This is a genomic window from Archangium violaceum, assembly GCF_016859125.1.
Taxonomy (GTDB): domain Bacteria; phylum Myxococcota; class Myxococcia; order Myxococcales; family Myxococcaceae; genus Archangium; species Archangium violaceum_A.
The window spans coordinates 2,765,938-2,791,948 of sequence record NZ_CP069338.1; the positions used below are offsets into that span (position 1 = coordinate 2,765,938).

Genomic DNA, 26,011 nt, shown 5'->3' on the forward strand with positions numbered 1-26,011 from the left:
TTCTCACGCGAGGATGCAGTCGAATTTCTCGATGGCGGCGCGGATCTCTTCGAGAGAGGCCTCGAGCCGTTCAGCGAGAACGGGGGCGTAGTAGGTCAGTGCCCTGGTCTGAGGCGGATGGGTGTGGAGATCATCCACGATGACGTCACCAACGAGGCCCGGCCACTTGACGCTGCGCAGCTCGGGGGCTCGCCCGATGGGGTCGAGGATGGTGAAGCAGGGCCACTTGGGAAAGCGGATGGTGGCGGGGTCAGAGCCCATGATGCGGCAGGCATCCAGACGCGCCTCGGAGAAGTCGCAGTCCTCGATGGAGCCGTGCTGATACCAGGGCAGGCTCATGTATTCGGGCCAGCGCCCGAAGTCGCACCCCGTCAGCCGTCCCTTGAAGCGGCAGCCCTTGAGGGACGCGGCCACCCAGCTCTGGTAGTTCTTCAGCTCCTGCTTCACCTCGAAGGTGCAGTCGATGAACCGGGGCTGCTTGAGGCTCAAGAGCGCTCGATAAATCCCAGGAAGTGAAAGCTGGGTGATCCAAAGGTGGGTGGGGAAGGCAAAGCCCCACCCCTGGGGTTCGGGTGCAAGAGGTACCATGTGAAGTAGGCAGGGGAGTGAGCCAGAAGAAAGCGCGGGCAGCAGAGGGAAGAGTCCGGACGAAAGAGCCGGACAGGTCGCAAGGCTGGCTGTTCAAGCAGATGCCGGAGCAGTTGGTGGAGCCGGAGCACCCGGTGCGGGTAGTGGCGGCGGCGGTGGAGGCGTTGGACCTGAGAGGTTTTCTGGCCGGGGCCAAGGCGGTGGAGGGACATGCGGGACGCCCGGTGACAAGTCCCCGGTTGCTGTTGGCGCTGTGGGTGTACGGGATTGAGCAGGGAGTGGGGACGGCGACGGAGCTGGCGCGCCGGTGCGAGGAGGACAGGGCGTACCAGTGGCTGGCCGGTGGAGTGAAGGTGAGCCACGACAAGCTGAGCCAGTTCCGGGTGGAGCACCTGGAGGTGTTGCAGCAGGTGTTTACCGACGTGCTCTCGGTGCTGTTGCAGCAGGGGCTGGTGAGTTTGGAGCAGGTGGCGCAGGACGGCACGCGGGTGAGGGCCAGTGCCTCGGCGCCTTCGTTCCGGCGAGAGCAGTCGCCGCGGGAGTGCCAGGAGCAGGCCGAGCTGCACTTGCAAGCGGTGCTGGCGCAGAAGGACGACCCGGAGCTGACGCGTGGGCAGCAGGCGACACGAGAGGCCAAGGCGCGTGACTACCAGGCGCGGGTGGACGCGGCGCTGGAGGCGATAAAGCAACAGCAGGCCAGGAAGAAGGGGGCGGACAAGGAGAAGGTGCGCGCCTCCGCCACGGATGCGGATGCACGGGTGATGAAGATGGCCGATGGGGGTTTCCGACCCGCCTACAACCTGCAATTCGCGGTGGCTGGGGAGGCGCTGGGAGGGCCGCGAACGATTGTGGGAGTGGAAGTCACCAACCAGGGCAGCGACATGGGCAGCGTGAGCCCCAGGGTGGAGCAGATTGAGCAACGCACGGGCCAGGTGCCCGAGCGCGTGCTGGCCGATGGCGGCCATGCCACGTGCGCAGACGTGAAGCAGTGCTCGGCCAAGGGGGTTGAAGCGCTCATTTCGGTGCCCGAGCGCATGGCCCAGGCCGGGCAGCAGGGGGACCATTCCCCCGAGGTAGAGGCGTGGCGTGAGCGCATGCGCACCGACGAGGCCAAGGAGCAGTACAAGGCCCGCGCCGGCCTGGTGGAGAACGTCAACGCGCAGGTGAAGGGGCGCTATGGCCTGACGCAGGTGACGGTGCGGGGGCTGGACAAGGTGAAGTGTGTCGCCTTGCTGGTGGCCCTGGCGCACAACCTGGCCGCACACGGCCAGCCTCTGGTGGATGCGCTGCCGGCGCGCCAGAGCGCGCTTGCCGAGCCGGCTCACCTCCTCGAGCTGGCTCCAGGCAACGCGGCCTCTCTCGGTGGCGGCATCAGTCCGGTGCCGGTGGACCAGGTCACCGCCTTGCCTGCTGGCTTCTGACGGCCAGCCCCCTGCCGCGTGTGGTGTGACCGGGCCTCTCAGGCTCCAACCAGGCGATGAGCCCCCGGGCTGTGTGGTTGAATCCCGCTCTCGCCTGCTTCCACCTGTACAACCCCCCCTCCAACTCCGCGCCTCGGGATGGGCGATTACCTCCGCCCTCCCCTCCACTTCCTGATCGCGCTCTGCTCCCGCGAGGGATTTATCGACTGCTCTTCAGGCGCCGAGCGGACACCTTCAGCACGAGGGTACAGTTCTTCAGCGTCAGGTTGGGGCCGAGGATGTAGTTCGCCTTGTTGTCCGTCAGCTCCAGCCGCTCGTTTGTGATTTCCCGGTCGTTGAAGACGATGTTCCCGAGCGAATCCATCGCCGCCCCTTTCAGAAGGTGAGCATCCGGAAGAACTCGCCCGCCATGCGCCGGCCATGCCGCGCCAGATTCGACGCCGTTCCGGAGAGAATCTCGTACCGGGTGCCCGTTGCAGGGTCAACCACGTCGACGCCCTTGCTCAGGCTGAAGTCGTAGGCAACTCGTGGGCGGCTTCCCTTGGAGTCCTCCTTGGTCCCTGCGCTCCAGCCCGCCACACCTCAACAGGCCTTCCATATCCATACCAAGTCACATGATGGTGCCATGAGCAGCCTCCAGGCATCACTGTCCGTATTTTATTGGTGCTTCTGAAATACCTGGACTGAGCAATTCAGAACTGCTATCTCGCGCACCGTCGACGAGTGGACAACACCTCTCGTTGATGGGGGGACGATGGCAGCCGGAATCCGGGCAACAACCAGACGGGCAGAAAGCAATGCCTCGTCATGCGGTACGCCCAGCCGAGTGCCGTCACGGCCGGTCTCATCCCCCGTGATTGCCAGGCGGCGCATCCGCCTGCGCCAAAGGAAAGACAGCTATGCATCGTCGTACCTATGGACTGTTCAAGCTGGCCGTCTCGGTGCTCGCGAGCTCGTGGGCCCTGGGCTGTGGAGGTCCCGCCACCGAAGAATCGCAGCCCACCACCGGTGAGCGGTTCGCCTCGCGCAAGGATCCCTCGTACATCCACAACAGCAGCGCGTGGCCCATGAGCAATGGCGTGGCCAGCATCCCCGTATGCTGGGACAGCACCGGCTTCGACGTCGAGAAAGGCTGGGTGCGCAGCGTCGTCGAGTCGCGCTTCGAGGGGCAGCCGTTCTTCCACGTGAACTTCACCGGCTGGGGCCAGTGCGGCTTGTTCTCTTCGGGCATCCGTATCCAGATTTCCGACACCACGTCCGACAACCACCCGCGAGTGAAGGCACTGGGCAAAGGGTTGGACGGCATGGCCAATGGCATGGTGCTCAACTTCACCTTCAACAACTGGAGCTACAACAGCTGCAACGCGGCGGAGGTGGGAGATTCGAGGCGGCGCTACTGCATCGAGGCCATCGGCATGCACGAGTTCGGCCATGCCCTGAGTCTGGCCCACGAGCAGAACCGGGGAGACAAGCCGTCGAGCTGCACGGACTCGCCGCAGGGCTCCACCAACGGCGACATGTACGTGGGCAACTTCGACCAGGGCTCGCTCATGGCCTACTGCAACCCGACGTGGAACAACGGGGGCAATCTGAGCCAGGGTGACGTGGCCGGCCTGGCGCGCCTGTACGGCGGTGGCGGCGACGTCTTCGTGGGCAGTTCCACCGGCTCTGGCTTTTCCAGCGGCCAGGCCCGCCACGACGGCTTCTGCATCGGCAACGAGGTCTGCCTCACCGGTGACTTCAATGGTGACGGCCGGCAGGACCTGGTGACCTTCACGCGAGGCACTGCCCATGAGGTCTATGTCGCGCTCTCCACCGGCACCGGCTTCAACGGCAGCGGCTGGCTGTGGCACGACGACTTCGCCTACGACGGCGAGACCCCGCGCGTGGGAGATGTCAACGGCGACGGCATGGATGACATCATCACCTTCACGCACAGCCCCGCCAATGACGTCTATGTCGCGCTCTCCACCGGCTCCAGCTTCGGCGGCGCCGGGCTGTGGCACGACGACTTCGCCTACTCTGGCGAGACGCCCGAGGTGGGAGACGTCAACGGCGACGGCAAGGATGACATCATCACCTTCACGCACAGCCCCGCCAATGACGTCTATGTCGCGCTCTCCACCGGCTCCAGCTTCGGCGGCGCCGGGCTGTGGCACGACGACTTCGCCTACACTGGCGAGACGCCGAAGGTGGGCGACTTCAACGGTGACGGCCGCGACGACATCGTCACCTTCACCCATGGCTCCGCCAGTGACGTGTACGTGGCCCTGTCCACCGGCTCCAGCTTTGGCGGCGCCGGGCTGTGGCACAGCGACTTTGCCTACAACGGCGAGATTCCGGCTGTGAGCGACGTGAATGGTGACGGCCGCGATGACATCGTCACCTTCGTGCGCGGCAGCCAGGGCACGGTGTACGCAGCCACCTCCAGCGGCTTGAGCTTCGACGGCTATAGCTGGCTGTGGAGCACCGGCATCTGCCTCGCGCAGGATGTGTGTGCGGTGGCGGACGTGACGGGTGACGGCCGCGCCGACGCCATCGGCTTCAAGCGTAACTGAGCCACCACGCTGGCCCGGCGTCCGGCCCCTGGACACTCGGCGAGAAGGGCCGTTGATGGGTGTCACCCGGGCTGCACGCCGGGCCAGTGCAGAGGCCATGCGGCCCCCTGGGGCACACGCCGGCCCGGGTGGCACCCCACAAGCCCGGAAGCGACTTCACCCGCGAAGCCACCTGTCCCAGTGTGTGCCCGCTGAGCGTAGCCACCGCGAGAATCAGGGCCCGTGCCGCGTCCTCGCCCAGCACCTTGCCGAAGTCCTCGCCCGCCGCGCGCAGTTCCTCGAAGGTGGTGGCGTGGTGTGCCATGTCGGCCATCAGGGGGCCACCAAGGCCTTGGTGGTCGGCTCGGGTACCACCCACACCATGCCTCCGGAAGCGATGCGACCTGAAAGCCGTCGCTCCGGAATCACGAGAGACCCTGGTACACCCGTCAAGCCCCCCGGGTTGGCCGAGTCAGGCCTCCACCGGAGGAGGCACGCGGCGCGCGGTGAGCGCGGCCCCCGCGGACGCGGCGCTCACGAACACCAGCGCGAGCCACTGCGTCACCGTGAGCTGCTCGCGCAAGAACACCAGGCCAGCGAGCGCCGCGACCGCGGGCTCCAGACTCATCAGGATGCCAAAGGTGCGGCTCGGCAGGACTCGCAGCGCCATCATCTCCAACGTGTACGGCACCGCACTGGAGAGGAGCGCGACGGCCAGGCCGGCCGCGAACAACGGAGGCGTGAGGCGTACCGCGAGGCCCTCCGCGAATGAAAAGGGCAGCACCGTCAGGGCCCCGAACAACATTCCCGTCGCGACGCTCTGCCCTCCCGGAAACACCCTGGACACGCGCCCGCCGAGCACGATGTACGCCGCCCAGCACGCACCCGCGAAGAGCGCCAGCAGCACACCCAGCACGTCGAGCGAGCCCACCCCCCCACGCCATGGGGTGATGAGGGCGATGCCCACCGCCGCGAGCAGCGCCCACAGGAAGTCCGAGGCGCGCCGCGACCCGAACACCGCGAGCGCCAGGGGCCCCACGAACTCCAGCGTGACGGCCAGTCCCAGCGGGATGCGCTCGAGCGCCTTGTAGAAGCTCAAATTCATCGTGCCGAGCACCACCCCATACGGGATGACCACGACCCACTGCGCGCGCGTGAGCCGAGCGAGCGGCGGACGGAACACCGTGAGCAGAATGAGCGCGGACAGCCCGATGCGCAGGCCCGCCGTGCCCGCCGAGCCGAGCACCGGGAACAGCTCCTTCGCGAAGGCGGCGCCACCCTGCACGCTCACCACGGCGAGGAGCACCGCCGGAATGGGAGGCAGGGTCAGGGGAGGACGAACCGAGGAGGCTTCACTCATGCGCGCACCCTAACCGCCCGGTGACGTCGAATGCAGTCACATCAGTTGATTGCAGCCATACTGACGAGCATGGGTTCACTGGACGTAGCTCATCCCAAGAGCCGGCTGTGCGTGCGCCGTCCCGGTGTAGCGTCCGGTCATGCTCCGACAGACCCCCTTCGTCCTCGTCCTCGCGGTCACCACCGTAGCCGGCATGTCCTCCTGCGCGTCCAGCGGCAATCGGAGTCCGGCCAACCCCCTGTGTGACGGGCCTCGTGGCACCCGGGCCCAACTCCAGACCCCCATCGGCGCCACGGAGGGCCCGAGGATCGACGAGCCGCTCGCGTGCACCAAGGGAGGCAGCGGCATGGATCGCGGCGCCTATATCCGCGTCCATGGACAGGGGACGCGCCGGCTCGTCATGGAGAGCGCGACTGGCGAGCAGATCTGCGTGCCTCCACCCCAGGCCGCGCCAGACGTGTGCCCCCAGGTCCCCGCCGACGCCGTGGGCGCGGAGGTTGGAAGACGGCTCCAGGCGCGCGGAATCGACGTCAACGGAATGGGCGCGGGCGTGTGCGCCCAACCCGTCGGGCAGGACTTCGACACCTGGAACTACTCGGTCGGCATCACGGACTGGAAGGACGCCGATGCCGCCGTCGCCATCGTCGACGAGGTACTCCGCGAGTGGGGCATCGGCCACTACTTCGGAATTTCCGTGCGGGGAATCGACTGCACCGCCGTCCCCCTCTGAACGGCGGCCCTTCCCGTCCGGGGCCCACCCCATCTACGAAGCCCTTCGTTGACATCTACGAATCGCTTCGTATATTTCTCCCATCGAAGCTGACGGGAGGGAGTGCGATGAGTGAACCGAAGCTGCCGCGTCCGACGGACGCGGAGCTGGGCATCCTGCAGGTGTTGTGGGAGCGAGGCCCGCGCACGGTGCGCGAGGTGCACGAGGCCTTGAACAAGGGCCCGGACGGCACGGGCTACACCACGGTGCTCAAGCTGATGCAGATCATGACCGACAAGGGGCTCGTGCAGCGCGATGAGTCCCAACGGGCGCACGTGTACACCGCGCGAGCCACGCAGCAGAAGACGCAGCGGCAGCTCGTGACGGAGCTGCTGGACCGGGCGTTCGGCGGCTCGCCCGCCCAGCTCGCCATGCAGGCGTTGTCGACGAAGAAGGCCTCGGCCGAGGAGCTCGCCGAGCTGCGCAAGCTGCTGGACACCCTCGAGGAGGAGAAGCCATGAGCGGAGCCGTGTCGCAGTCCCTGGGCTGGGCGTTGCTGCATCTCCTCTGGCAGGGAGCACTCGTGGCAGGGGCGCTGGCCGTGGCCCTGCGCGTGCTCGATCGTCGCGCGGCCTCCGTGCGCTACCTGCTGGCCTGTGGCGCGCTGACGCTGATGCTCGTGCTGCCCGCGCTCACCGGCTGGCGGCACTACACCTCCCTCCAGAAGGAGGAGCCGCTCCCCGAGGCCTCCGCTCCGGTGATGCTCCACACCCGCGAGCCGGTGAGCGCTCCCGTCCCCACGCTGACGCCGCGCGCCGCCGAGCCCACGCCCGTGCTGGAGCGGGCGTTGTCGCGGGTGGGCGAGCACATGCACTGGCTGGTGCTCGCGTGGGGACTGGGCGTGGCCGTGTCGTCGCTGCGGCTGCTCTCGGGGTGGCTGAAGCTGCGCCGCCTGGTGCGTGAGGCCGAGCCCGCGCCCACCGAGTGGCAGGAGGCGCTGGAGAAGCTGTCCCAACGCCTCGGCCTGACGCGTCCGGTGCGGCTGCTGCGCTCGGCGGCGCTGGACGTGCCCGCGGCGGTGGGCTGGCTGCGGCCGGTGGTGCTGCTGCCGGTGACGGCGCTCACCGGGCTGTCGGCGCGTCAGCTCGAGATGGTGCTGGCGCACGAGCTGGCCCACATCCGCCGCCACGACTTCGTGGTGAACCTGGTGCAGACGCTGGTGGAGACGCTCCTCTTCTACCACCCGGCGGTGTGGTGGATGTCGCGCGTCATCCGCGTCGAGCGCGAGCACTGCTGCGACGACATCGCCGTGGGTACGAGCGGCAACGCGGTCTCCTACGCCCGCGCCCTCACCGCGCTGGAGTCCCTGCGCGTGATGCCCCTCGAGGCGTCGAGCCCGGCGATGTCCGCCCTGGGTGGCTCGCTCACGGACCGCGTCCGCCGGCTGGTGGTCGCCCCCGCGGCGCGCTGCTCCTCGCGGTGGGTGGCGGGCGCCTCGGTCGTCACGCTGATGAGCGGCGCGGCGGTGGCGGCGCCCCTGGCGGCCCTCGTCCTCCCCGAGCGTCCCGCGGCCACGGCCGAGGCTCCCGCGCCCCTGGCCCCCCCGAGCGCTCCGCTCGCGGCCAAGGGCCCCGCCTCCCTCCCGGCTTCCGAGCGGGAGGTGGAATCCTTCGCCCAGGGCGTGGTCGCCACCGTGGTGCCGGGCGTCCTGTCCGCGCTCTCCGCCCAGGGTCCGGCGCTGGCGCGGAACATCCTCGCCCAGGCTCCGGCGCCCGCTCCGATTCCCGTGCCCGTGCCGAAGCCGGTGGGCGCCGGCAAGCGAGGCGACGACAAGGACGAGGACACCACCCGCGTGGGCGACAAGCAGCTCTCGGTGGATCAGCTCGTCGCGCTCAAGGTGGCCGGTGTCACCCCGGAGCGCGTGAAGGAGCTGGAGTCGCTCGGCTACGAGCCCACGGTGGAGAACCTGGTGCAGCTCGGCCACGCCCACGTGACGCCCGGGTTCGCCAGGGAGATGACGGGCCTGCTGGGCCGCAAGCCCACCGCCGACGAGCTGGTGGAGATGCGGCACCTTGGCGTGACGACCGAGCGCGTGAAGGCACTCGGGGCGGCCGGGTACGGCAAGCTCTCCGCGGACGGACTCACGCAGGCGGCGGCGCTCGGCGTGGACGAGCGCTTCATCAACGAGCTGAAGGCCGCCGGCTACGACACGCTGTCCTTCGACGACCTCATCGAGCTGCGAGCCCTCGGGGTGAATGGCCCATTCGTCCAGGGGCTGAAGGCCGCGGGCTACGACAAGCTCCCGGCGGACGAGCTGGTGCAGTTCAAGGCGCTCGGCGTGACCCCGGAGTACCTCCGCTCGCTGCGCGAGGCCGGGCTGGACAAGCTCCCCGCGGAGGACGTGGTGCAACTGCGCGCGCTCGGCGTGGACGCGGGCTTCATCCGCAAGCTGCGCGACGAGGGGTTGGACAAGCTCTCCGTCGATGAGCTCGTCCGCCTGCGCACCAGTGGCGTGGACGCGGACTTCATCCGCGAGCTGCGCAAGAAGCAGTAACCCGCCGTTCCCATCCCCTCACCTCCCACGGGCCCACGGCCGCGCTCCCCGCGCGCGCCGCCGGGCCTCCTTTTGCCCGAGATCGAACCATGCGAATCCCCAGGAATCCCATTCCCCTCTTCGCCGCCGTGCTGCTGTGGACCCTCTCCGCGCTGGCCGCCTCGCCGAACACCGGCACGTGGACGGCCACGGCGCGCGAGGACAAGCTGAATCTGAGCTTCCGCTTCGAGGAGCGAAGCCAGATGGGCCTCACCGTTCCCCGCTCCGCCTTCCAGGGGTTGAACACCGCGGACGGGGCGGACACGAAGTTCCAGCTCGTGCGCGAGGCGGGCACGCTGAACTTCGAGGGCCGCTTCTCCGGCGGTGAGGGCGCGGGCCACTACCAGTTCGCCCCCAGTGCCTCGTACCGCCAGGAGATGGCGAAGCTCGGGTACACGGAGATTTCTCCGCTCGAGCAGCTCCAGCTCGCGATCTTCGACGTGGGGCCGGCCCGGGTGAAGGCGTTGGCGGAGCTCGGCTACACGAAGATGTCTCACGACCAGTTGCTCCAGGTGGCCATCTTCCAGGTGACGCCCGAGCACATCCGCGAGCTCGCCGGGTTGGGCTACCTCAAGCTGACCTTCGACGAGCTGCTGTCCACGCGCATCCACCGCATCACACCCCAGTTCATCAGTGAGGCAAAGGGCCTGGGGCTCGGCGAGCTCTCCCTGGAGGACCTGCTGACGATGCGCATCCACCGCGTCACCCCCGAGTACGTTCGGGAAATCCGGGAGGCCGGCTACCCGGACGTCACGCTCAAGCAACTCGTGGAGATGCGCATCCACGCAATCGACGCGAATTACGTCCGTTCCCTCTCCAGGAATAAGAATACGCGCGGGAAGTAATAGCGGCCCGACGCTCCGGAGGGGGGTCTCTCACATGCTGCGCGAATGGACATTGATAACCGGAGTCGTGTGGGCGGGGATGGCGTCGGCGGCCGTCGAGGGACCGGGCCGCAACCAGTTCATCCACGCGGCGCGGACGAGCGGTCCGGTGGTGGTGGACGGCCGGCTGGACGAGGACACCTGGGCGAAGGCGCCCGTCTTCGACGGCTTCGTGCAGCGCTTCCCCGAGGCGGGCAAGGCCCCCAGCGAGCGCACCGAACTGCGCGTCCTCCACGATGACCGCAACCTCTACGTCGCCATCACCTGCCACGACTCCGAGCCCGCGCTCCTCAACCGCAACCTGGGGCGCCGGGACAGCGATCTGTACTCGGACCGGGTGAAGGTGCTGGTGGATCCAACGCATGATCACCGCACGGCCTACGTCTTCACGGTGAACGCGGGAGGGGTGCAGTCGGATGGCCTCTACTACGACGATCGCAATTACACCGAGGACTGGGATGGGGTGTGGGACGCGGCGGTGGGCACTACCGGGAAGGGCTGGGTGGCCGAGCTCGCGATTCCCCTGTCGCTGCTGCGATTCCCCGAGACCCCCGTGCAGACGTGGGGGTTCTCGGTGCGCCGGGACATCGCGCGCCGCAACGAGGAACTGGAGACGGTGCTCAACCCGCGCACCAGCAACGCGGTGGTGTCGCGCCTGGGACACCTGACGGGGATGGAGAACCTGCGGCCCCAGAGAGCGGTGGAGCTGGTGCCGTACCTGGCGGCGCGCACGCTGGCCCGGCCCCAGTTCTCCGACGCGGAGAGACCCTGGCCCCGGCTGGTGGACCCGTCGATGGACCTGGGGTTGGACTTCCGCCTGGCCCTCACCAGCAACCTGGCGCTGACGGGCACCGTCAACCCGGACTTCGGCCAGGTGGAGGCGGACGAGCTCATCCTCAACCTGTCCACCTTCGAGACCTTCTTCCCGGAGAAACGCACCTTCTTCACGCAGGGGATGGAGCTGTTCAACCAGGTGGGCGGAGAGGGGATGCCGCAGACGCTCTTCTACTCGCGGCGCATCGGGCTGGGGACGCCCATCCTCGGCGCGGCGAAGCTGACGGGCACGGTGGCCGAGGGCGTGGAGGTGGGCCTGCTGGACGCGGTCGTCACCGGCCCCTGGCAACGGGACGTGGACGAGGCGCGACCGGACCGGAACGTGGGCCTGTACCTGACGCGTCCGCTGCACCTGGGCCCCAACAACGCGCTGCCCACGAAGCCGGAGGTGCCCATGAACTACCTGGCCGCGGTGGTGCGCGGAAAGGTGGGCGCGAGCTCGCGCGTGGGGGGCATGGTGACGATGGCCACGCCCCTCATCGGTGGCTGCACGCGGGAGGACGCGGCGCTCGACGAGGACGAGCAACCGGTCCCGTGCCTGGCCCGGGGCGGAAACGCCGCGGCGGTGGACTTCGACCTGAAGACGGCGGACGGGAAGTACGGGCTGATGGGGCAGGTGGACGGCTCGCAGGTGGTGGGAGGCCTGCCCGAGCGCACGCTGCGGGATGGCACCGTGCTGCGCCGGGGGGACATGGGCTTCGGTGGCTACGTGCGAGCGGGGAAGTACGGAGGCGAGGGCTTCCGCTGGGACGTGGGCTACGACTTCACCTCGCCCCGGCTGGACCTCAATCCCAGCGGCTTCCTGCGCACGCAGAACGAGCACGCGCCGCGCGCCGCGCTGCACTACCAGCGCCCCGATGGCATGGGGCCACTGAAGTCCTACTCCGCCCACCTCTCCGGAGGCTCGCGCTGGACGACGGATGGACGGAACCTCGAGCGGGGAAGCTGGATCAACTTCAACACGGTCGCGCAGCTGCCGAGCTTCGACTCCGTCGGACTGGAGATGGGCGCGGACTTCGGCGGATGGAACGTGCGCGAGCTGGAGGGCTCGGGCGTGCCGCTGGAGAACGAGGACATGGCCTTCCTGGCGCTCATCGTGGAGAGCAACGAGAACCGGCCGGTGTCGGCGGGAGGCTACGTGTTGGCGGCGCGCCACTTCCAGGCGGGCCCGGTGGCTCCGTCCTGGGGCTGGACGACGGAGCTGTATGGGACGGTGCGGCCACACCCGGCGCTGGAGACGCGGCTGGAGCTGCTCCTGGATCGCACCACCACCGCGCCGCGCTTCATCGAGGACAGGGGTGACGACCGCTTCCTGCTGAGCCCCTTGCTGTCGGACACGCTGTCGCTGACGCTGCGGCAGCAGTGGGTGGTGACTCCGCGGCTGACGCTCCAGGCCTACGCGCAGCTCTTCACGGCCTATGGCGCCTACGGCACGTATTACGAGGGCGTGTCCGACGCGAGGCGCTCGCCCATCCGCTTCAGCAGCCTGGTGCCGGTGGAGCACGAAAACACGGACGACTTCCACGACGTGGGGCTGAACCTGAACGTGGTGCTGCGCTGGGAGTACCGGTTGGGCTCGACGCTGTACGTGGTGTACACGCACGGACAGCAGCGCCTGCCGGTGGCGGACGGCGTGCGGCCACCGCACTCTCTGATGCCACACGGGTTGCTGGCGGGCGCGGCCAACGACGCGCTGATGTTGAAATGGTCCTGGTACTGGGGCGCGTGAGCCCGGCTGGACGAGGTGCGGGCAGCGCGGCATGCCATGTGTCGACCGTGAAAACTCTCGGTGAACAGGGGCGTCATGTCACGGCGCCGTCACATGCGCTGCCTAGGTTGGCTCAAGTATGGGACCATCGACCTCCAAGTCCGTCCTCGCCGCCATCGACGTGGGAACCAATGCCGTTCGCCTGGAGCTGGCGCGGCCTGTCGATGGCGCCCTGGAGAGATTGCACAAGGAGCGCGACCCCATCCGCCCGGGAGAGGGCGTCTTCACCAGCGGGAGGATGTCGCGGGAGACGACGGATCGGCTGGTCTCCACCTTGCGGCGCTATGCGGTGCTGTGCCAGCGGCACGAGGCCCGGGTGCGAGCGGTGGCCACCAGCGCCATGCGGGATGCCAGGAACCAGGCGGAAGTCGTCCAGCGGGTCCATGACGAGACGGGGCTGAAGCTGGAGGTGGTGAGCGGCGAGGAGGAAGCGCGCCTCATCTGCCTGGGCGTGCTGCATCGCACGCCGCCGAGGACGCGCTCGCTGCTGGTGGACATGGGTGGAGGCTCCACGGAGGTGGCCCTCGCCACCGGGGAGCGGCCCGATGAGCTGTGGAGCCTGCCGTTGGGCGCGGTGCGGCTGACGGAGCTCTTCGAGACCTCCGGGAAGGTGTCGCCCGAGCGGCTGCGGCTGATGCGCGGCTACGTGGAGGAGGCGCTGCGCGAGACCCTCCCCAGGAACGTCCCCCAGCTGCCTCGGGTGGCGCTGGGCTCCTCTGGCACCATCAAGGCCGTGGTGGGCTTCGCGGCCAGCCGGGGCGGCTCGCACGCGTCCGTGAACCAGCTCACGCGCGCGGTGGAGCTGCTGGCGGAGATGACGCCGGAAGAGCGGCACGAGCACTTCGAGCCCCGGCGCGCGGACATCATCGTCGCGGGCGCCACCCTGCTCGAGTGTGTGCTCCGGTACCTGGGCGTGGAGGGCGTCATCGCCGTCAAGCAGGGCCTGCGCAAGGGCATCCTCGTGGACCTGCTCTACCGACAGGACGCCGCGAACGAGGCCACCCCGCTGACGGGCGCGGTGCTGGCCGCGAACCAGCGCCGCGCCTTCGACGAGAAGCACGCGCCTTGATGGGCCCGTGAGGCCGAGCAATCCCTGGCAGGCTGACGCCACCCTGCGATGGGGAATGGCGCGAACCGCGGGGTGCATGTGGCTCCTGGCCCTGGTGCTCCAGGCCTGCGCGACGACGGGAGCGATGGACTCCCTCGACTCCGAGGAGGACCTTCCCGCGAGCGCGGAAAGGGAGGACCTGCGTCCACCATGGGAGTCACGCAACGAGGAGGCGGACGAAGAAGCGCGCCAGGCCGAGACCGCGGCAGCCTTGTCGGGAATGCGCGGAGTGCTCGGCCAGGTCGAGGAAGCAGGGGTTGAGCTGACCTTCCGCTTCTGGGCGCAGAACGGAGCCCTGACGCTGCTGTCCTGGAAGCGAGCAACCGGAGAGACGGGCCTCGCGGAGAAGGTGGACGCGTTCGTTCCCGGCTTCGAGAAACACCTGCCCACCTACGTGGGGACTCGCACCGGAGAGGTGGTCCTCACCTTGCGCCGGGAGCGACGAGGTTGGGCGCTGCGGTCCTTCACCACTGCCGAGGGCTCCAAGCCCCTGGAGGCCAGAACGTTGCCTGTGCGGGGCACGGGTGTGACTGCAGATACCCTCGCTCAGGCTCGTGCCGTGGCTTCCCAACTCAGCAGAGGACTGCGTGTCCCCGAGGGAAGCCGTGCGACTCTGTTGGCGGACGTCTCGTTGGATGACGACCGGCTCCTCAGCGCGACCACCATTCGCTACGAGTCCCGGGGTGGCTCGCCCGTTCGAGAGCCCTCGCCGAATCTGGTCGAGCAAATCACCCGGGCGCTCCTGCCATTCACCCACGGCATCGGACCGCGCACGGTGCGGTTGAGCCTGGAGGCGGAGCATCACGAGACGGAGCGGCATGCGCGCTGGCGCGTGAGGGAGGCCGGGACACTGCGCGCGGACCCGCGAGCCCCACCCAACCTTGTCGCCGAGCACTACGCGCTCTACGAGCGCATTCTTCGCGAGTGGAGGGAGGAGACAAAGGACGCCTTCATCCAGGCGGGAATCTCCAGCACGGAGTTCCTCGCCACCTGGTTCGTCAGCAGCCTCGCGGTGCGCGGTGGACTCGCGCTCTTCGAGGCGGTGGCCCCCAGACTCGCCCCCATCCTGGCCCGCGGTGGCTCGGAGGCCATGGCGTGGTTCCGCTCCTTCCTCGCCCGGGTACGCCCGGCGGAGCGGGAGCAGTTCCACCGCCTATGGACGAAGGCCCAGACGCAGGGACTGTCTGCAGCGGAGAAGGAACAGTTCCGCAAGCTCATGGCCCGCTTCGAGAAACTCCTCGATACCAAGCTTGACCGCTATGAGAGCAGTGAGCTCAGGCGGATGGCGCACGAAGACTTCTACGAAAAGCTCCATTACGACCTGGCGAAGCTCCTGATCGACGACAACGGATTTCGCTACCCTGTGCACCACCGCATTCCCCTGGAGTACGCTCATCTCTTCCAGCGGTTGAACATCAATGCCCGCGAAAACCTGTGGGGCGTACACAAACGCGTGCACGAGGGAATCAACAATGTCTGGACGGCCTTCCGGCGGGCGAAAGGCAGGGCCACCGCGGAAGACGTGCAGAAAGTGGCGGCCATCGTCGACCGGCACTTTGGCCGCTGGCTCAACCAACGGTATGAAGTGGGCCGCTCCGCGTCCGCACTCGCCAGAGCCGAGGCGGATGCACTCGACGAAGTGAAGGTACTGGTAGACCTCCTCCTGAAGTGAGCATGACCATGAAGGCTGATATTCCACTGCCTGGACTCGATCGGCTGATGGAGGTGTACCGGAAGCACGGACTGCACATGGAAACCCTTCCGCCAGGACGATCCCCGCCTGAAGCGGGAGCACTCGTCGCGGGCTACCCCTTCGACCCTGTACTCGCGGCCGTCTACAGAAGACTTGGCAGAGCTGATTTTGGAGGAGAGTTCGGGGGGCAGCTCTTCCTCAACCGGGTCGATGACCAGCGAAACGGAATCGCGCTGGACACTGAGGGATTTCGCCGCCCGGAGGAGCCCTTCCACTCCTCCGTCATCTTCGGGAACGTCCCCGGGCTTGCCCACTACTACGCCGTGGTGCCCAAGCTGGCTGACGAGCGGGGCCGCCAGCCCGTCATCTTCATCGATGCCTATATGGACAGGTACGTCCTGCCCATCGCATCGGACGTGGATCGCTTCTTCGACACTCTCTCGCGCTACGTCGAACTGCTCGTACAGGACGAGGGCTTCCGGTCGGGTGGCAGGCGAGACGTTGAGTTCCCGGATAGCGTGCCCGAGCTCATCGCCCGCGACCGGCGGCTCGTCGAGATGATCCACACCGGTCGCTTCGACTTCATCATGAACCTGGGCGATGAGTTCCAGGACTGGCTCGCCCGGGTGAAGTCGGCCTGCAAGTAGCTCCTCACTCCAACGAGGGCCCCGTATCCCCGGGCATCAACGCCTGCCGCGCGAGCGACACCGGCAGCCCGAGTTGCAGGAACCGGTCGTGGAAGTCTCGCAGCGAGAACGTCTGTCCGCGCGCCTCCAGGTAGCGCTTGTAGTCCTCGCGCAGCTTCAGAATCTGCATCCGCCCCAGCGCGTAGTAGAGGTACGTCGGGTTGAACGTGCCGCGCTGCACCTCGCGCAGCGCCGGGAAGGGCTCGAAGTACGCGATCTCCGCGTAGCGCTTCGCCGCGCCCTCCACCGACGCACCGAAGGCGTGCATCGACAGCCCCGCGTGCCACCGCGCGTGCCGTTGCAGCGCTCGCCGCAACTGCCCCAGCCGCACCGCCGGGTCTCCCCCGCCGAGGCCCTCGTCCACCATCATCTGCTCCACGTAGTGCGCCCAGCCCTCCACCAGCCGAGACCCTCCCCAGGAACATCCCCCAACTGCCCCGGGTGGCGCTGGGCTCCTCTGGCACCATCAAGGCCGTGGTGGGCTTCGCGGCCAGCCGGGCGGCTCGCACGCGTCCGTGTACCAGTTCACGCGCGCGGTGGAACCCCTGGCGGAGATGACACCGCACCGACTTGTCCGACAATCGGACAAGTCGCCGAGGCTCAAGGTCCCTGCTCTCGCTTGAGTCCTGGCAAGCTGGCACGACATGAGACGGGGAATGGCGCGAACCGCGGGGTGCATGTGGCTCCTGGCCCTGGTGCTCCAGGCCTGCGCGACGACGGGAGCGATGGACTCCCTCGACTCCGAGGAGGACCTTCCCGCGAGCGCGGAAAGGGAGGACCTGCGTCCACCATGGGAGTCACGCAACGAGGAGGCGGACGAAGAAGCGCGCCAGGCCGAGACCGCGGCAGCCTTGTCGGGAATGCGCGGAGTGCTCGGCCAGGTCGAGGAAGCAGGGGTTGAGCTGACCTTCCGCTTCTGGGCGCAGAACGGAGCCCTGACGCTGCTGTCCTGGAAGCGAGCAACCGGAGAGACGGGCCTCGCGGAGAAGGTGGACGCGTTCGTTCCCGGCTTCGAGAAACACCTGCCCACCTACGTGGGGACTCGCACCGGAGAGGTGGTCCTCACCTTGCGCCGGGAGCGACGAGGTTGGGCGCTGCGGTCCTTCACCACTGCCGAGGGCTCCAAGCCCCTGGAGGCCAGAACGTTGCCTGTGCGGGGCACGGGTGTGACTGCAGATACCCTCGCTCAGGCTCGTGCCGTGGCTTCCCAACTCAGCAGAGGACTGCGTGTCCCCGAGGGAAGCCGTGCGACTCTGTTGGCGGACGTCTCGTTGGATGACGACCGGCTCCTCAGCGCGACGACCGTTCGCTACGAGTCCCGGGGCGGCTCGCCCGTTCGAGTGCCCTCGCCGAATCTGGTCGAGCAAATCACCCGGGCGCTCCTGCCATTCACCCACGGCATCGGACCGCGCACGGTGCGGTTGAGCCTGGAGGCGGAGCATCACGAGACGGAGCGGCATGCGCGCTGGCGCGTGAGGGAGGCCGGGACCCTGCGCCCGGACCCGCGAGCCCCACCCAACCTTGTCGCCGGGCACTACGCGCTCTACGAGCGCATCCTTCGCGAGTGGAGGGAGGAGACAAAGGACGCCTTCATCCAGGCGGGGATCTCCAGCACGGAGTTCCTCGCCACCTGGTTCGTCAGCAGCCTCGCGGTGCGCGGTGGACTCGCGCTCTTCGAGGCGGTGGCCCCCAGACTCGCCCCCATCCTGGCCCGCGGTGGCTCGGAGGCCGTGGCGTGGTTCCGCTCCTTCCTCGCCCGGGTACGCCCGGCGGAGCGGGAGCAGTTCCACCGCCTATGGACGAAGGCCCAGACGCAGGGACTGTCTGCAGCGGAGAAGGAACAGTTCCGCAAGCTCATGGCCCGCTTCGAGAAACTCCTCGATACCAAGCTGGACCGAGATATGAGCAAGGATCTCAGGAGGATGGCGCAAACCGACTTCTACGAGAAGCTCCATACCGACCTGGCGAAGATCCTGCTGGATGAACGTGGGAAATACTACCCCGTGCATCATCGTATTCCCCTCGAATACGCTCATCTGTTCGAGCGGTTGAATATCAATGCACGGGAGAATCTTTGGGGGGTGCATGATCTCGTGCACACGAAGATCAACAAGGTCTGGGCGTCGTTCCGGCGAGCGAAGAGCAAAGCCACCTCGAAGGACGTGCGAAAAGTGGCGACCCTCGTTGACCGGCACTTTGGCCGCTGGCTCAATCAACGTTATGAGGCGGGTCGCTCCGCATCCGAGCTCGCCAGAGCCGAGGCGGACGCCCTCGAAGAAGTAAATGCCCTGGTAGACTTCCTCCTGAAATGAGCACGACCATGAACGCGGAGATTCCACTACCTGGGCTCGACCGGCTGATAGAGGTGTACCGAAAGCACGGGCTGCCTATGAAAATCTGGCCGCCGGGACGCACGCCCCCCTTAGCTGGAGAACTCGTGGCCGGACACCCCTTCGACCCCGTGCTCGCAGCCATCTACAAGCGTCTTGGCAGGGCAGATTTCGGAGAGAAGCTCCTGAGAGAACTCGACCTCGACCAGGTCGATGACCAGTTGAACGGAGTCGTACTGAGAACCGAGGGACTACGCGACGAGGAAGAGCCCTTCCGCTCCTCCGTCATCTTCGGGTCCGTCCCTGAGCTCGCCTATTACTACGCCGTGGTGCCAAGGTTGGCCGATGAGCAGGGACGCCAACCGGTCGTCTATATCAATGCGTACATGGACAGGTACGTCCTGCCCATTGCCTCGGACGTGGATCGCTTCTTAGACACCTTCTCGCGCTACATCGAAATACTGGTGAAGAGCGATGACTATTTGTTGGATGGGGTACGGGAAATTGAATTTCCCGAGAGCACCCCCGAGCTCATCGCCCGGGACCGGCGGCTGGTCGAGATGATCGTCACCGGGCGCTTCGACTCCATCATGAACCTGGGGGACGAGTACCAGGACTGGCTCGCCCGGGTGAAGTCGGCCTGCAAGTAGCTCCTCACTCCAACGAGGGCCCCGTATCCCCGGGCATCAACGCCTGCCGCGCGAGCGACACCGGCAGCCCGAGTTGCAGGAACCGGTCGTGGAAGTCTCGCAGCGAGAACGTCTGTCCGCGCGCCTCCAGGTAGCGCTTGTAGTCCTCGCGCAGCTTCAGAATCTGCATCCGTCCCAGCGCGTAGTAGAGGTACGTCGGGTTGAACGTGCCGCGCTGCACCTCGCGCAACGCCGGGAAGGGCTCGAAGTACGCGATCTCCGCGTAGCGCTTCGCCGCCCCCTCCACCGTCTCTCCGAAGGCGTGCATCGACAGGCCCGCGTGCCACCGCGCGTGCCGTTGCAGCGCTCGTCGCAACTGCCCCAGCCGCACCGCCGGGTCTCCCCCGCCGAGGCCCTCGTCCACCATCATCTGCTCCACGTAGTGCGCCCAGCCCTCCACCAGCGACGCGGGCGTGAACACCTTGCGCACCTCCGTGGGAATCCGGGCCTCGTACAGCAACTGCACGAAGTGTCCCGGCATCGCCTCGTGCACCGTGATGCCCAGCAGCCCCGCGTGGTTGAAGTACGTCAGGTGCTGCGCCTTCTGCTCCTCCGTCCACCCCGGCTCCACGTTGGTGATGTTGTAGAAGGCCTCCGTCGCCCGCGTCTCGAATGGCCCCGGCGTGTCCATCGACGCGAAGCCCATCCGCGCGTATGGCGGCGTCTCGCGCACCGTCGGCAGCCGCTCCGAGGGCAGCGTCATCAACCCCTTCTCCAGCACGAACCGCTGGCACGCCTCCAATTGCTTGCGCGCCGTCGGAATGAGCTCCTCGGCCGTCGGGTGGTCGTGCACCAGCGCGTCCATCACCGCCACCGGTGACTTCGTCGCGTCCACCCGCGCCGCCTCCGACGCCACCTTCGCCTGGTACTCGCGGATGGCCCGCTCGTTGATGTCCCGGAGCTGCTCGGCCGTCAGCGCCACGTGCTCCTCCAGCGCCAGCTTCCGCTCGAAGAGCTCCCGCCCCAGCCGGAAGTCCCCGTTCGCCTTCGGCAACAGCTCCTGCTCCTGCCACCGAGCGAAGCCCTCCACCTCGGCCGTGGCCTTCGCCAGGGCGTCGGAGAATTCCCGCCGCAGCCCGGCGTCCACCCGCTCCAGCCCCTGTGCCTTCAGCGCCTCCGGCAGGTCCGTGCGCAGGAAGCCCACCGTGCCCCGCGTGTCCCGCAGGCCCTGCTCGGCCCACGGCTTCGGCACGTCGCGCAGGTTCGCCTTCGCCGCGGCCACCACCTCGGGAATCCGCTCCATCCGCGCCATCAGGCTTCGCATCCGCTCCTCCACCGGCGCGAACTCCCGCTGCGACAGCGACGAGAGGCCACTCGCGAGGGTGGAGTTGTAGAGCATCGGGTCGCGCTGCCAGCCACGCGCCTCCTCCAGCTCCAGCAGCTCCGCGCGGATGGCGTTCTCCAGGATGCGCACGTCGAACACCGCGTCTCCGGTCAGCGCCGCCCGGTCCAGCCGCTCCAGCCGCGCGAGCCATCCGCGCAGTTCCCCGGCCCGGCGCTGGAAGGCCCCGGCCGACATGTCCGGCAGCCGCGCGTCGTACGCGTGCAGGCCCAGGTTCGTCGCGCGGACCGGGTGGGCGGCGTAGTACCAGTCGAGGTACTCGCGGGCGAAACGGTTGTACTCGGCATCGGCGGGCGTGGCGGCCATGGCGGACGTGGCGGCGGCTGGCCCGGCTCCCGTGCGAGGGGCACACGCGGACGCCAGGAGCAGGGCGGCACAACAGAGGGGAGTGCGAAGAATCACGGTGTCTCGGACGAAAGGTGGAGCCCCCAGTGTCCCCCCGCCACCCGGCACTCGCAACCCGGGCAGCCAGGCGGACGTGCCTCGGGGGCCACGATGCATATCCACATCCCCGTGGCGTCCAGGTCCCTGAATGCCATCTTCAACATCCAATCCTCAGCACCCGTGCACACGGAACGTGCGGGATGGGTCCTCCTGGGCTATGGGTCCCTCCTGCATGCCAGTCCGGGCTCCGCGAAACCCATCGAGGCCCGCTCGCTGGAGGAGGTAGCGAGTCATGTCCGAACAGCTCCCCAACAAGAAGAAGCGCTGGCCCTATGTCCTGGGCGGCATCGTCCTGCTCCTGGTCGTCGTGGTCGCCGTCGCCCTGTGGCGTCTCGATGCCTTCCTGCTCCAGCGCGCCCGCCTCGAGGCCACGAAGCTCTCGCAGACACTCGGCCGGCCCGTGGAGATTGGCGACATCGACACGCAGCTCTTCCCCCACGTGGGCGTCGAGGTGGAGAACGTGGTGGTGGGCTCCGCCGAGGGTGAGCAGGTGCCACTGGCGGAGCTGAAGCGGCTCGACGTGTCCGTGGCGCTCTGGCCCGCGCTGACCTCGCGGGGCCAGGACATCCAGGTGAAGAACGCCGAGGCCACCGGGCTCACCGTCAACGTCGTCCGGCTGCCGGATGGCACCACCAACGTCTCGCGGCTGATGGAGAAGCTCGACCAGCAACAGCCCCAGGAGGAGCAGCCCCCCGCCGAGGAGCAGCCGACGGACCTGTCCGCGGTGCGCGTGGACCGGGCGGCGCTCACCGACGCCACCATCCGCCTCATCGACCGGAGCGGGGCGCAGGCGCGCGAGCTGGCCATCTCCGACCTCGACGTGGAGGTGAAGGACCTGCGCGCGGGCAAGCCGCTGGAGGCGGTGCTCCACGCCGCGGTGCTGGCACAGCAGCAGAACTTCCACCTCACGTTGAAGACGACGCCCCTGCCCCCCTCGCTCATCCCGGTGCCCGAGCGCGTGGTGCTCAAGTCCGAGCCCATCGACCTCTCGCCGCTGGGGCCCTTCCTCGGCCCGGACGTGGGGCTGCAGGCGGGCACGCTGAGCGCGGACTGGTCGGCGGAGCTCGGCGCGGCGGTGCCCGGTGGCGACGGGCCCACGAAGCTCCAGGGCGGCCTGCGCGCGCAGGGCCTGCGCTTCGCCGGGGCCGAGGGCGGCAAGGCGCTCGACCTCCTGCTGGACACCGACGTGACGGGCGACATGAAGACGGGAGACCTGACGCTGGGCAAGCTGCTGATGGAGCTCGGCCCCGCGCGCCTCACCGGAAAGGGCCAGGTGAAGGGGCTGCTCACCGAGACGCCCTCGGTGCAGGACTTCGAGCTGGTGGGCCAGAACCTCGACCCGGCGCTGCTGGCCGAGTACTACCCGCCCCTGCGCAAGCAACTCGCCAACCAGATCTCGGGCCCCATCGGCCTGGTGGTGAAGGGCGGAGGAACGCAGGAGTCGCAGGCGCTCACGGCGGAGGTGGACCTGACGCCGGTGCGGCTGCGCATCCCCGAGCAGCTCTCCAAGGAGGCGGGCACGCCCATGCGGCTGACGGCCCGGCTCACCGGCGCCGCGGCCAGCGGGGGCGCGCTGCGCTTCGACGCGAAGGCGGACCTCGCGGGCGTGGACATGCGGCCGGGACTGCTGCTGGACAAGCGTCCGGGACAGACCTTCACGGTGGACACGGTGGGCACCTACCAGCCGGAGCGTGGCAAGCAGCCGCTGAAGGTGGACCTGAGCCGGCTGAACGTGGCGCTGCTCGACTCCACGCTGTCGGGCAGGGCCTCCGTGGCCATGGCGGGCGAGGGCGCGAAGCAGACGACGACGTTCTCCCTGGCGCTCAAGAGCCCCCGGCTCAACGCGGACGAGCTGTTGATGACGGACGAGGAGGTCGCCGCCGTGGCCGGCCCCGCGGGCCAGCAGGAGGAGGCGCCCGAGGATCCCAAGCGCTTCAACGGCATGCGCGGGGACATGCTCTTCGAGATCGGCGCGCTGCGGATGAACGAGATGGACCTGTCCAACATGGTGGCCGAGCTGAAGATGGTGGACGACCTCATCACGGTGGAGCGCTTCACCACGAGCGTGTACGGCGGCACGGTGTCGGCGGGAGGCAGCTCGGTGCGGCTGGGGCCTCCGGCGGAGCAGCGGCCCTTCGAGCTGAAGGCGGAGGTGCGCGGCATGAACGTGGCGCAGGCGCTGTCCGACCGGGTGCCGCGCAAGGTGCTGGAGGGGACGTTCGACGGCCAGATGAGCCTGTCGGGCGTGGGCTACGAGATGGAGAGCCTGAAGGAGCGGCTCGTCGGGGCCATCGATGGCAACCTGCTGGGCGGGGCGTTCGTTGGCATGGACATTCCGGCGGCGGTGTCCGGGCCCCTGGTGAAGGCTCTGCCATTCGCGGGCAAGGCGCTGAGCAGTGACGGGGTGACGCAGCTGGCGGAGCAGCTGCCGTTCGGGGTGACCATCAAGAACGGCGTGGCGCAGCTCTCCAAGCCCATCACCTGGACGCGGCCGGAGGCGGCGATGAGCTTCGATGGAGGCATCCGGCTGGACGGGACCCTGGACCTGGCGGGTAAGGTGAGCCTCGGGCCACCGCTGGTGCAGAAGATGACGCTGGGCCGGGCGACGCCGACCGAGCCCATCCCGGTGGCGCTGAAGCTGACGGGCAAGGCGTGGAGCCCGGAGGTGACGGGGCTGGACGTAAAGCCGGCGGCGTTGGCCATCGCGAAGATGGCGGCGGCGGGCGCGGCGACGGAGCTGCTGGGGGACAAGGGCAAGGAAGTGGGGAAGATCATCACCGGCGGCACGGACGCGGCGAAGCAGGCGGCGCAGGCCGAGGCGGAGAAGCGCAAGCGCGAGCTGGAGGAGAAGGCGAAGCAGGAAGCGGAGGCCGCGCGCAAGAAGGCGGAAGAAGAGGCGAAGAAGCGCCTCAAGGGCATCTTCGGGCGCTAATCCCCCTCTCCCCCTGGGAGAGGGCCGGGGTGAGGGTATGTGCCCCCGTCTTCTCCCCGAGCACCCCACTCACGGAGCCACGGAGGACTCGCGGAGGCCATGCGCCCCCGGAGCCACGGGCCCGCGCCGCCGGGACACGAACTGCCGGATGACCTCGGCCTTCGGCGCGGTGCGAACGAACACATCCCTCGGTGCATCGCGCAGCAGGCCCACGTTGAGCACGTGCTTGCAGTAGCCCCAGTGCCCCGTCTCCCAATACGGGATGCGCTCGTCGTAGACGCCGCGTCCCCACTCTCCGGGGCTCAGCCGGAACAGCTCCTCGTGACGCTCGCCCCGGGACGGACCGCTCCACTCGAGCCGTCCGGGCGTTCCCATCTGGCCATGGTCGAGCAGCACCCGGACGCCCTCCTCCGAGCGCTCGATGTAGAAGGCCTCCACCTCGACGAAGGACCTGCCCTTGCGCACCTCCGTCCAATCCCGGGGAAGGAACCGCCGTTGCTCGGAGAAGTACACCTGGTGGAGCAGGAAGGCCGAGTCCTCGGCGCCGCTCCATGCGTCCGGGAGCACCCAGGAGGCGGGAGTGGCGTTGTGCCGCTGCGCCCCCGGGCTTCCCCGCGACTCCGTGGTCCACTCGGTCGTGAGCAGTTGGATGAACAGCCCGGAGACTCGCGTGTCCGTGCGGGGAGTGCGTCTGCTTTGGTGCCGGACCATGGTGTGGATTCCAAACGGGGCGTGTACCCGGAATGGACGAGAGGCCCCCTGCCCTCGAGCTTCCCCGGGGCTCACCCACCCGGCCCTCCCCTAGGGCCAGATAATCAGCAACACATGCAATCCCGGCAATACCGCCAGGTCCTGTCCTGGACGAAGCGGGAGCGCAGCGTTGGAGAACCAACACTGCGTCCGCCAGGAGCAGGACGCTCCCTGAGGGAGGGAGCGAGCGGGCTCAGTGACGCGTGACGCCGGGGGCGGGGGCCAGCATGCGGGGGCCGAGCCGGTCCCTGTCGTGCTGCGCGAGCAGGTCGATGTAGGGCCCCATCGGGACGATGCGCGAGGGGTTCACCGAGTCCTGGCTCCAGTAGTAGTGCACCTTGATGTGGTCGATGTTGGTCGTCTCGGCGAAGCCGGGCGTCTGGTACAGGTCGAGCAGGTAGTTCCACAGGTTGTGGAAGTCCTGCAGACGCGCCAGGTTGCATTTGAAGTGCGAGTAATAGACGAGGTCGAAGCGCACCAGCGTCGTGTAGAAGCAGATGTCCGCCTCGGTGAGCACGTCGCCGCACAGGTAGCGCTGCCGCTCCAACACCCGCTCCCAGTGCTCCAGCGCGGTGAACAGCTCACGGCACGCCAGCTCGTAGGCGCCCTGGCTCGTCGCGAAGCCCGCCTTGTACACGCCGTTGTTCACCGGCTCGTAGAGCGCGTCGATCGTCGCGTCCACCCGCTCGCGCAGCGCCTCGGGCCACAGCGTCACCGGGTGCTCGGCGAAGGCGTCGAACTCGGTGTCCAGCATCCGCAGCAGCTCGCGCGACTCGTTGTTGACGAGCGTCCGCTCGCGCGTGTCCCACAGGAGGGGCACCGTCACCCGTCCCGTGTAGTGCGGATCCGCCATGAGGTAGAGGTCCCTCAGGTAGCGCGCGCCGTTGAGCGTGTCCTCGTCCGAGCGCGGATAGCACCCGAAGCCCCACCCGTTGCGCCCCATGCGAGGGTCCACCACGGTGACGCCCACCGCCTTCTCCAGCCCCTTGAGCTTGCGGATGATGAGCGTGCGCGACGCCCACGGGCAGGCATAGGAGACATAGAGATGGTAGCGGCCCGCCTCCGCCGGGAAGCGCCCTTCCCCGCTCGCGGACACCCTGTCATGAAAGCGCGTTCGCGGACGCACGAAGCGTCCGGCCTCGTCCGGGGCGTACCAGTCCGTACGCCACTCTCCGTCCACCAACATTCCCACGAGAGCTCACCTCCGATGGGTGAACACTCCGCATGCCGCGCTCGGAGGACAACCTCCTGGGCTTGCGGAAGGACTGGAGCGAGCCCGCTCGTCCCCTCTCCCGAAGCAGGGAGGCGGGCGAGCACCTCCAGCGCTATCGCTCCTGCGCACC

At 68.2% G+C, this 26,011-nt stretch carries 20 protein-coding genes and 2 pseudogenes; 13 read left to right on the forward strand and 9 right to left on the reverse strand.

Features of this window, described 5'->3' with window-relative positions:
* Positions 1-3 precede the first annotated feature (3 nt).
* A pseudogene (locus JQX13_RS11860) lies at positions 4-489 on the reverse strand (hypothetical protein); the annotation flags it as partial.
* Positions 490-605: 116 nt separating this feature from the next.
* Here JQX13_RS11860 and JQX13_RS11865 point away from each other — a divergent pair.
* The gene (locus JQX13_RS11865) at positions 606-2,009 is read left to right on the forward strand and encodes a transposase (protein WP_203409123.1); all 1,404 of its coding nucleotides are present in this window, start codon (positions 606-608) and stop codon (positions 2,007-2,009) included.
* Between the two features lie 199 nt (positions 2,010-2,208).
* Here JQX13_RS11865 and JQX13_RS11870 read toward each other — a convergent pair whose 3' ends face one another.
* Both JQX13_RS11870 and JQX13_RS11875 read right to left on the reverse strand, forming a co-directional pair.
* Entirely contained in the window at positions 2,209-2,373 is a 165-nt protein-coding gene (locus JQX13_RS11870) for a hypothetical protein (protein WP_203412655.1), read from the reverse strand.
* A gap of 11 nt (positions 2,374-2,384) precedes the next feature.
* Entirely contained in the window at positions 2,385-2,588 is a 204-nt protein-coding gene (locus tag JQX13_RS11875; RefSeq protein ID WP_203412656.1) for a hypothetical protein, read from the reverse strand.
* A gap of 320 nt (positions 2,589-2,908) precedes the next feature.
* Here JQX13_RS11875 and JQX13_RS11880 point away from each other — a divergent pair, with 320 nt between their 5' ends.
* Positions 2,909-4,567: an FG-GAP-like repeat-containing protein gene (locus JQX13_RS11880; RefSeq protein WP_203409124.1), complete on the forward strand. Its 1,659-nt coding sequence runs from the start codon at positions 2,909-2,911 to the stop codon at positions 4,565-4,567.
* Between the two features lie 142 nt (positions 4,568-4,709).
* On the opposite strand, the pseudogene JQX13_RS11885 reads toward JQX13_RS11880, so the two are convergent.
* Positions 4,710-4,930: pseudogene (locus JQX13_RS11885) on the reverse strand (AHH domain-containing protein); the annotation flags it as partial.
* Between the two features lie 88 nt (positions 4,931-5,018).
* Positions 5,019-5,906 (reverse strand): EamA family transporter, encoded by an 888-nt coding sequence (locus JQX13_RS11890; protein ID WP_203409125.1) that lies wholly within the window; start codon positions 5,904-5,906, stop codon positions 5,019-5,021.
* A gap of 139 nt (positions 5,907-6,045) precedes the next feature.
* On the opposite strand from JQX13_RS11890, the gene JQX13_RS11895 reads away from it, so the two are divergent.
* The 8 genes from JQX13_RS11895 to JQX13_RS11930 all read left to right on the forward strand — a co-directional run bounded on the left by JQX13_RS11895 (position 6,046) and on the right by JQX13_RS11930 (position 16,142).
* The gene (locus JQX13_RS11895; protein WP_203409126.1) at positions 6,046-6,636 is read left to right on the forward strand and encodes a hypothetical protein; all 591 of its coding nucleotides are present in this window, start codon (positions 6,046-6,048) and stop codon (positions 6,634-6,636) included.
* Positions 6,637-6,743: 107 nt separating this feature from the next.
* The gene (locus JQX13_RS11900; protein ID WP_203409127.1) at positions 6,744-7,136 is read left to right on the forward strand and encodes a BlaI/MecI/CopY family transcriptional regulator; all 393 of its coding nucleotides are present in this window, start codon (positions 6,744-6,746) and stop codon (positions 7,134-7,136) included.
* Positions 7,133-9,169 (forward strand): M56 family metallopeptidase, encoded by a 2,037-nt coding sequence (locus tag JQX13_RS11905; RefSeq protein ID WP_203409128.1) that lies wholly within the window; start codon positions 7,133-7,135, stop codon positions 9,167-9,169. The genes JQX13_RS11900 and JQX13_RS11905 overlap by 4 nt, the downstream gene beginning before the upstream one ends.
* 89 nt (positions 9,170-9,258) lie before the next feature.
* A complete protein-coding gene (locus tag JQX13_RS11910; RefSeq protein ID WP_203409129.1) occupies positions 9,259-10,053 on the forward strand; it encodes a 4-hydroxy-3-methylbut-2-enyl diphosphate reductase in 795 nt (264 codons plus the stop codon).
* 34 nt (positions 10,054-10,087) lie between these two features.
* Positions 10,088-12,655, forward strand: a complete 2,568-nt coding sequence (locus tag JQX13_RS11915) for a DUF5916 domain-containing protein (RefSeq protein ID WP_203409130.1) — start codon at positions 10,088-10,090, stop codon at positions 12,653-12,655.
* 118 nt (positions 12,656-12,773) lie between these two features.
* The gene (locus JQX13_RS11920; RefSeq protein WP_203409131.1) at positions 12,774-13,763 is read left to right on the forward strand and encodes a Ppx/GppA phosphatase family protein; all 990 of its coding nucleotides are present in this window, start codon (positions 12,774-12,776) and stop codon (positions 13,761-13,763) included.
* A 55-nt stretch (positions 13,764-13,818) separates the two neighbouring features.
* Positions 13,819-15,474 (forward strand): hypothetical protein, encoded by a 1,656-nt coding sequence (locus JQX13_RS11925; protein WP_203409132.1) that lies wholly within the window; start codon positions 13,819-13,821, stop codon positions 15,472-15,474.
* 2 nt (positions 15,475-15,476) lie between these two features.
* Positions 15,477-16,142 carry a hypothetical protein gene (locus tag JQX13_RS11930; protein WP_203409133.1) on the forward strand — a complete coding sequence of 222 codons (666 nt, stop codon included), beginning with the start codon at positions 15,477-15,479 and terminating at the stop codon, positions 16,140-16,142.
* A gap of 4 nt (positions 16,143-16,146) precedes the next feature.
* On the opposite strand, the gene JQX13_RS11935 is transcribed toward JQX13_RS11930, so the two are convergent.
* Complete coding sequence (locus tag JQX13_RS11935; protein WP_239014701.1) at positions 16,147-16,581, reverse strand: DUF885 family protein; 435 nt, start codon at positions 16,579-16,581, stop codon at positions 16,147-16,149.
* Positions 16,582-16,837: 256 nt separating this feature from the next.
* On the opposite strand from JQX13_RS11935, the gene JQX13_RS11940 reads away from it, so the two are divergent.
* Both JQX13_RS11940 and JQX13_RS11945 read left to right on the forward strand, forming a co-directional pair.
* Positions 16,838-18,493, forward strand: coding sequence for a hypothetical protein (locus tag JQX13_RS11940; RefSeq protein ID WP_203409134.1), 1,656 nt, complete (start codon positions 16,838-16,840; stop codon positions 18,491-18,493).
* Between the two features lie 8 nt (positions 18,494-18,501).
* A complete protein-coding gene (locus tag JQX13_RS11945; protein WP_203409135.1) occupies positions 18,502-19,161 on the forward strand; it encodes a hypothetical protein in 660 nt (219 codons plus the stop codon).
* A gap of 4 nt (positions 19,162-19,165) precedes the next feature.
* Here the strand turns inward: JQX13_RS11945 and JQX13_RS11950 are convergent, their stop codons facing one another.
* Positions 19,166-20,944 carry a DUF885 domain-containing protein gene (locus tag JQX13_RS11950; RefSeq protein WP_239014702.1) on the reverse strand — a complete coding sequence of 593 codons (1,779 nt, stop codon included), beginning with the start codon at positions 20,942-20,944 and terminating at the stop codon, positions 19,166-19,168.
* 274 nt (positions 20,945-21,218) lie between these two features.
* Here JQX13_RS11950 and JQX13_RS11955 point away from each other — a divergent pair, with 274 nt between their 5' ends.
* Positions 21,219-23,918, forward strand: coding sequence for an AsmA family protein (locus tag JQX13_RS11955; RefSeq protein ID WP_203409137.1), 2,700 nt, complete (start codon positions 21,219-21,221; stop codon positions 23,916-23,918).
* Between the two features lie 69 nt (positions 23,919-23,987).
* Here the strand turns inward: JQX13_RS11955 and JQX13_RS11960 are convergent, their stop codons facing one another.
* On the reverse strand, positions 23,988-24,629 hold the full coding sequence (locus JQX13_RS11960) for a hypothetical protein (RefSeq protein ID WP_203409138.1): 642 nt from the start codon (positions 24,627-24,629) through the stop codon (positions 23,988-23,990).
* Between the two features lie 232 nt (positions 24,630-24,861).
* Positions 24,862-25,854 (reverse strand): glutathione S-transferase family protein, encoded by a 993-nt coding sequence (locus JQX13_RS11965; protein WP_203409139.1) that lies wholly within the window; start codon positions 25,852-25,854, stop codon positions 24,862-24,864.
* Positions 25,855-26,011 lie beyond the last annotated feature (157 nt).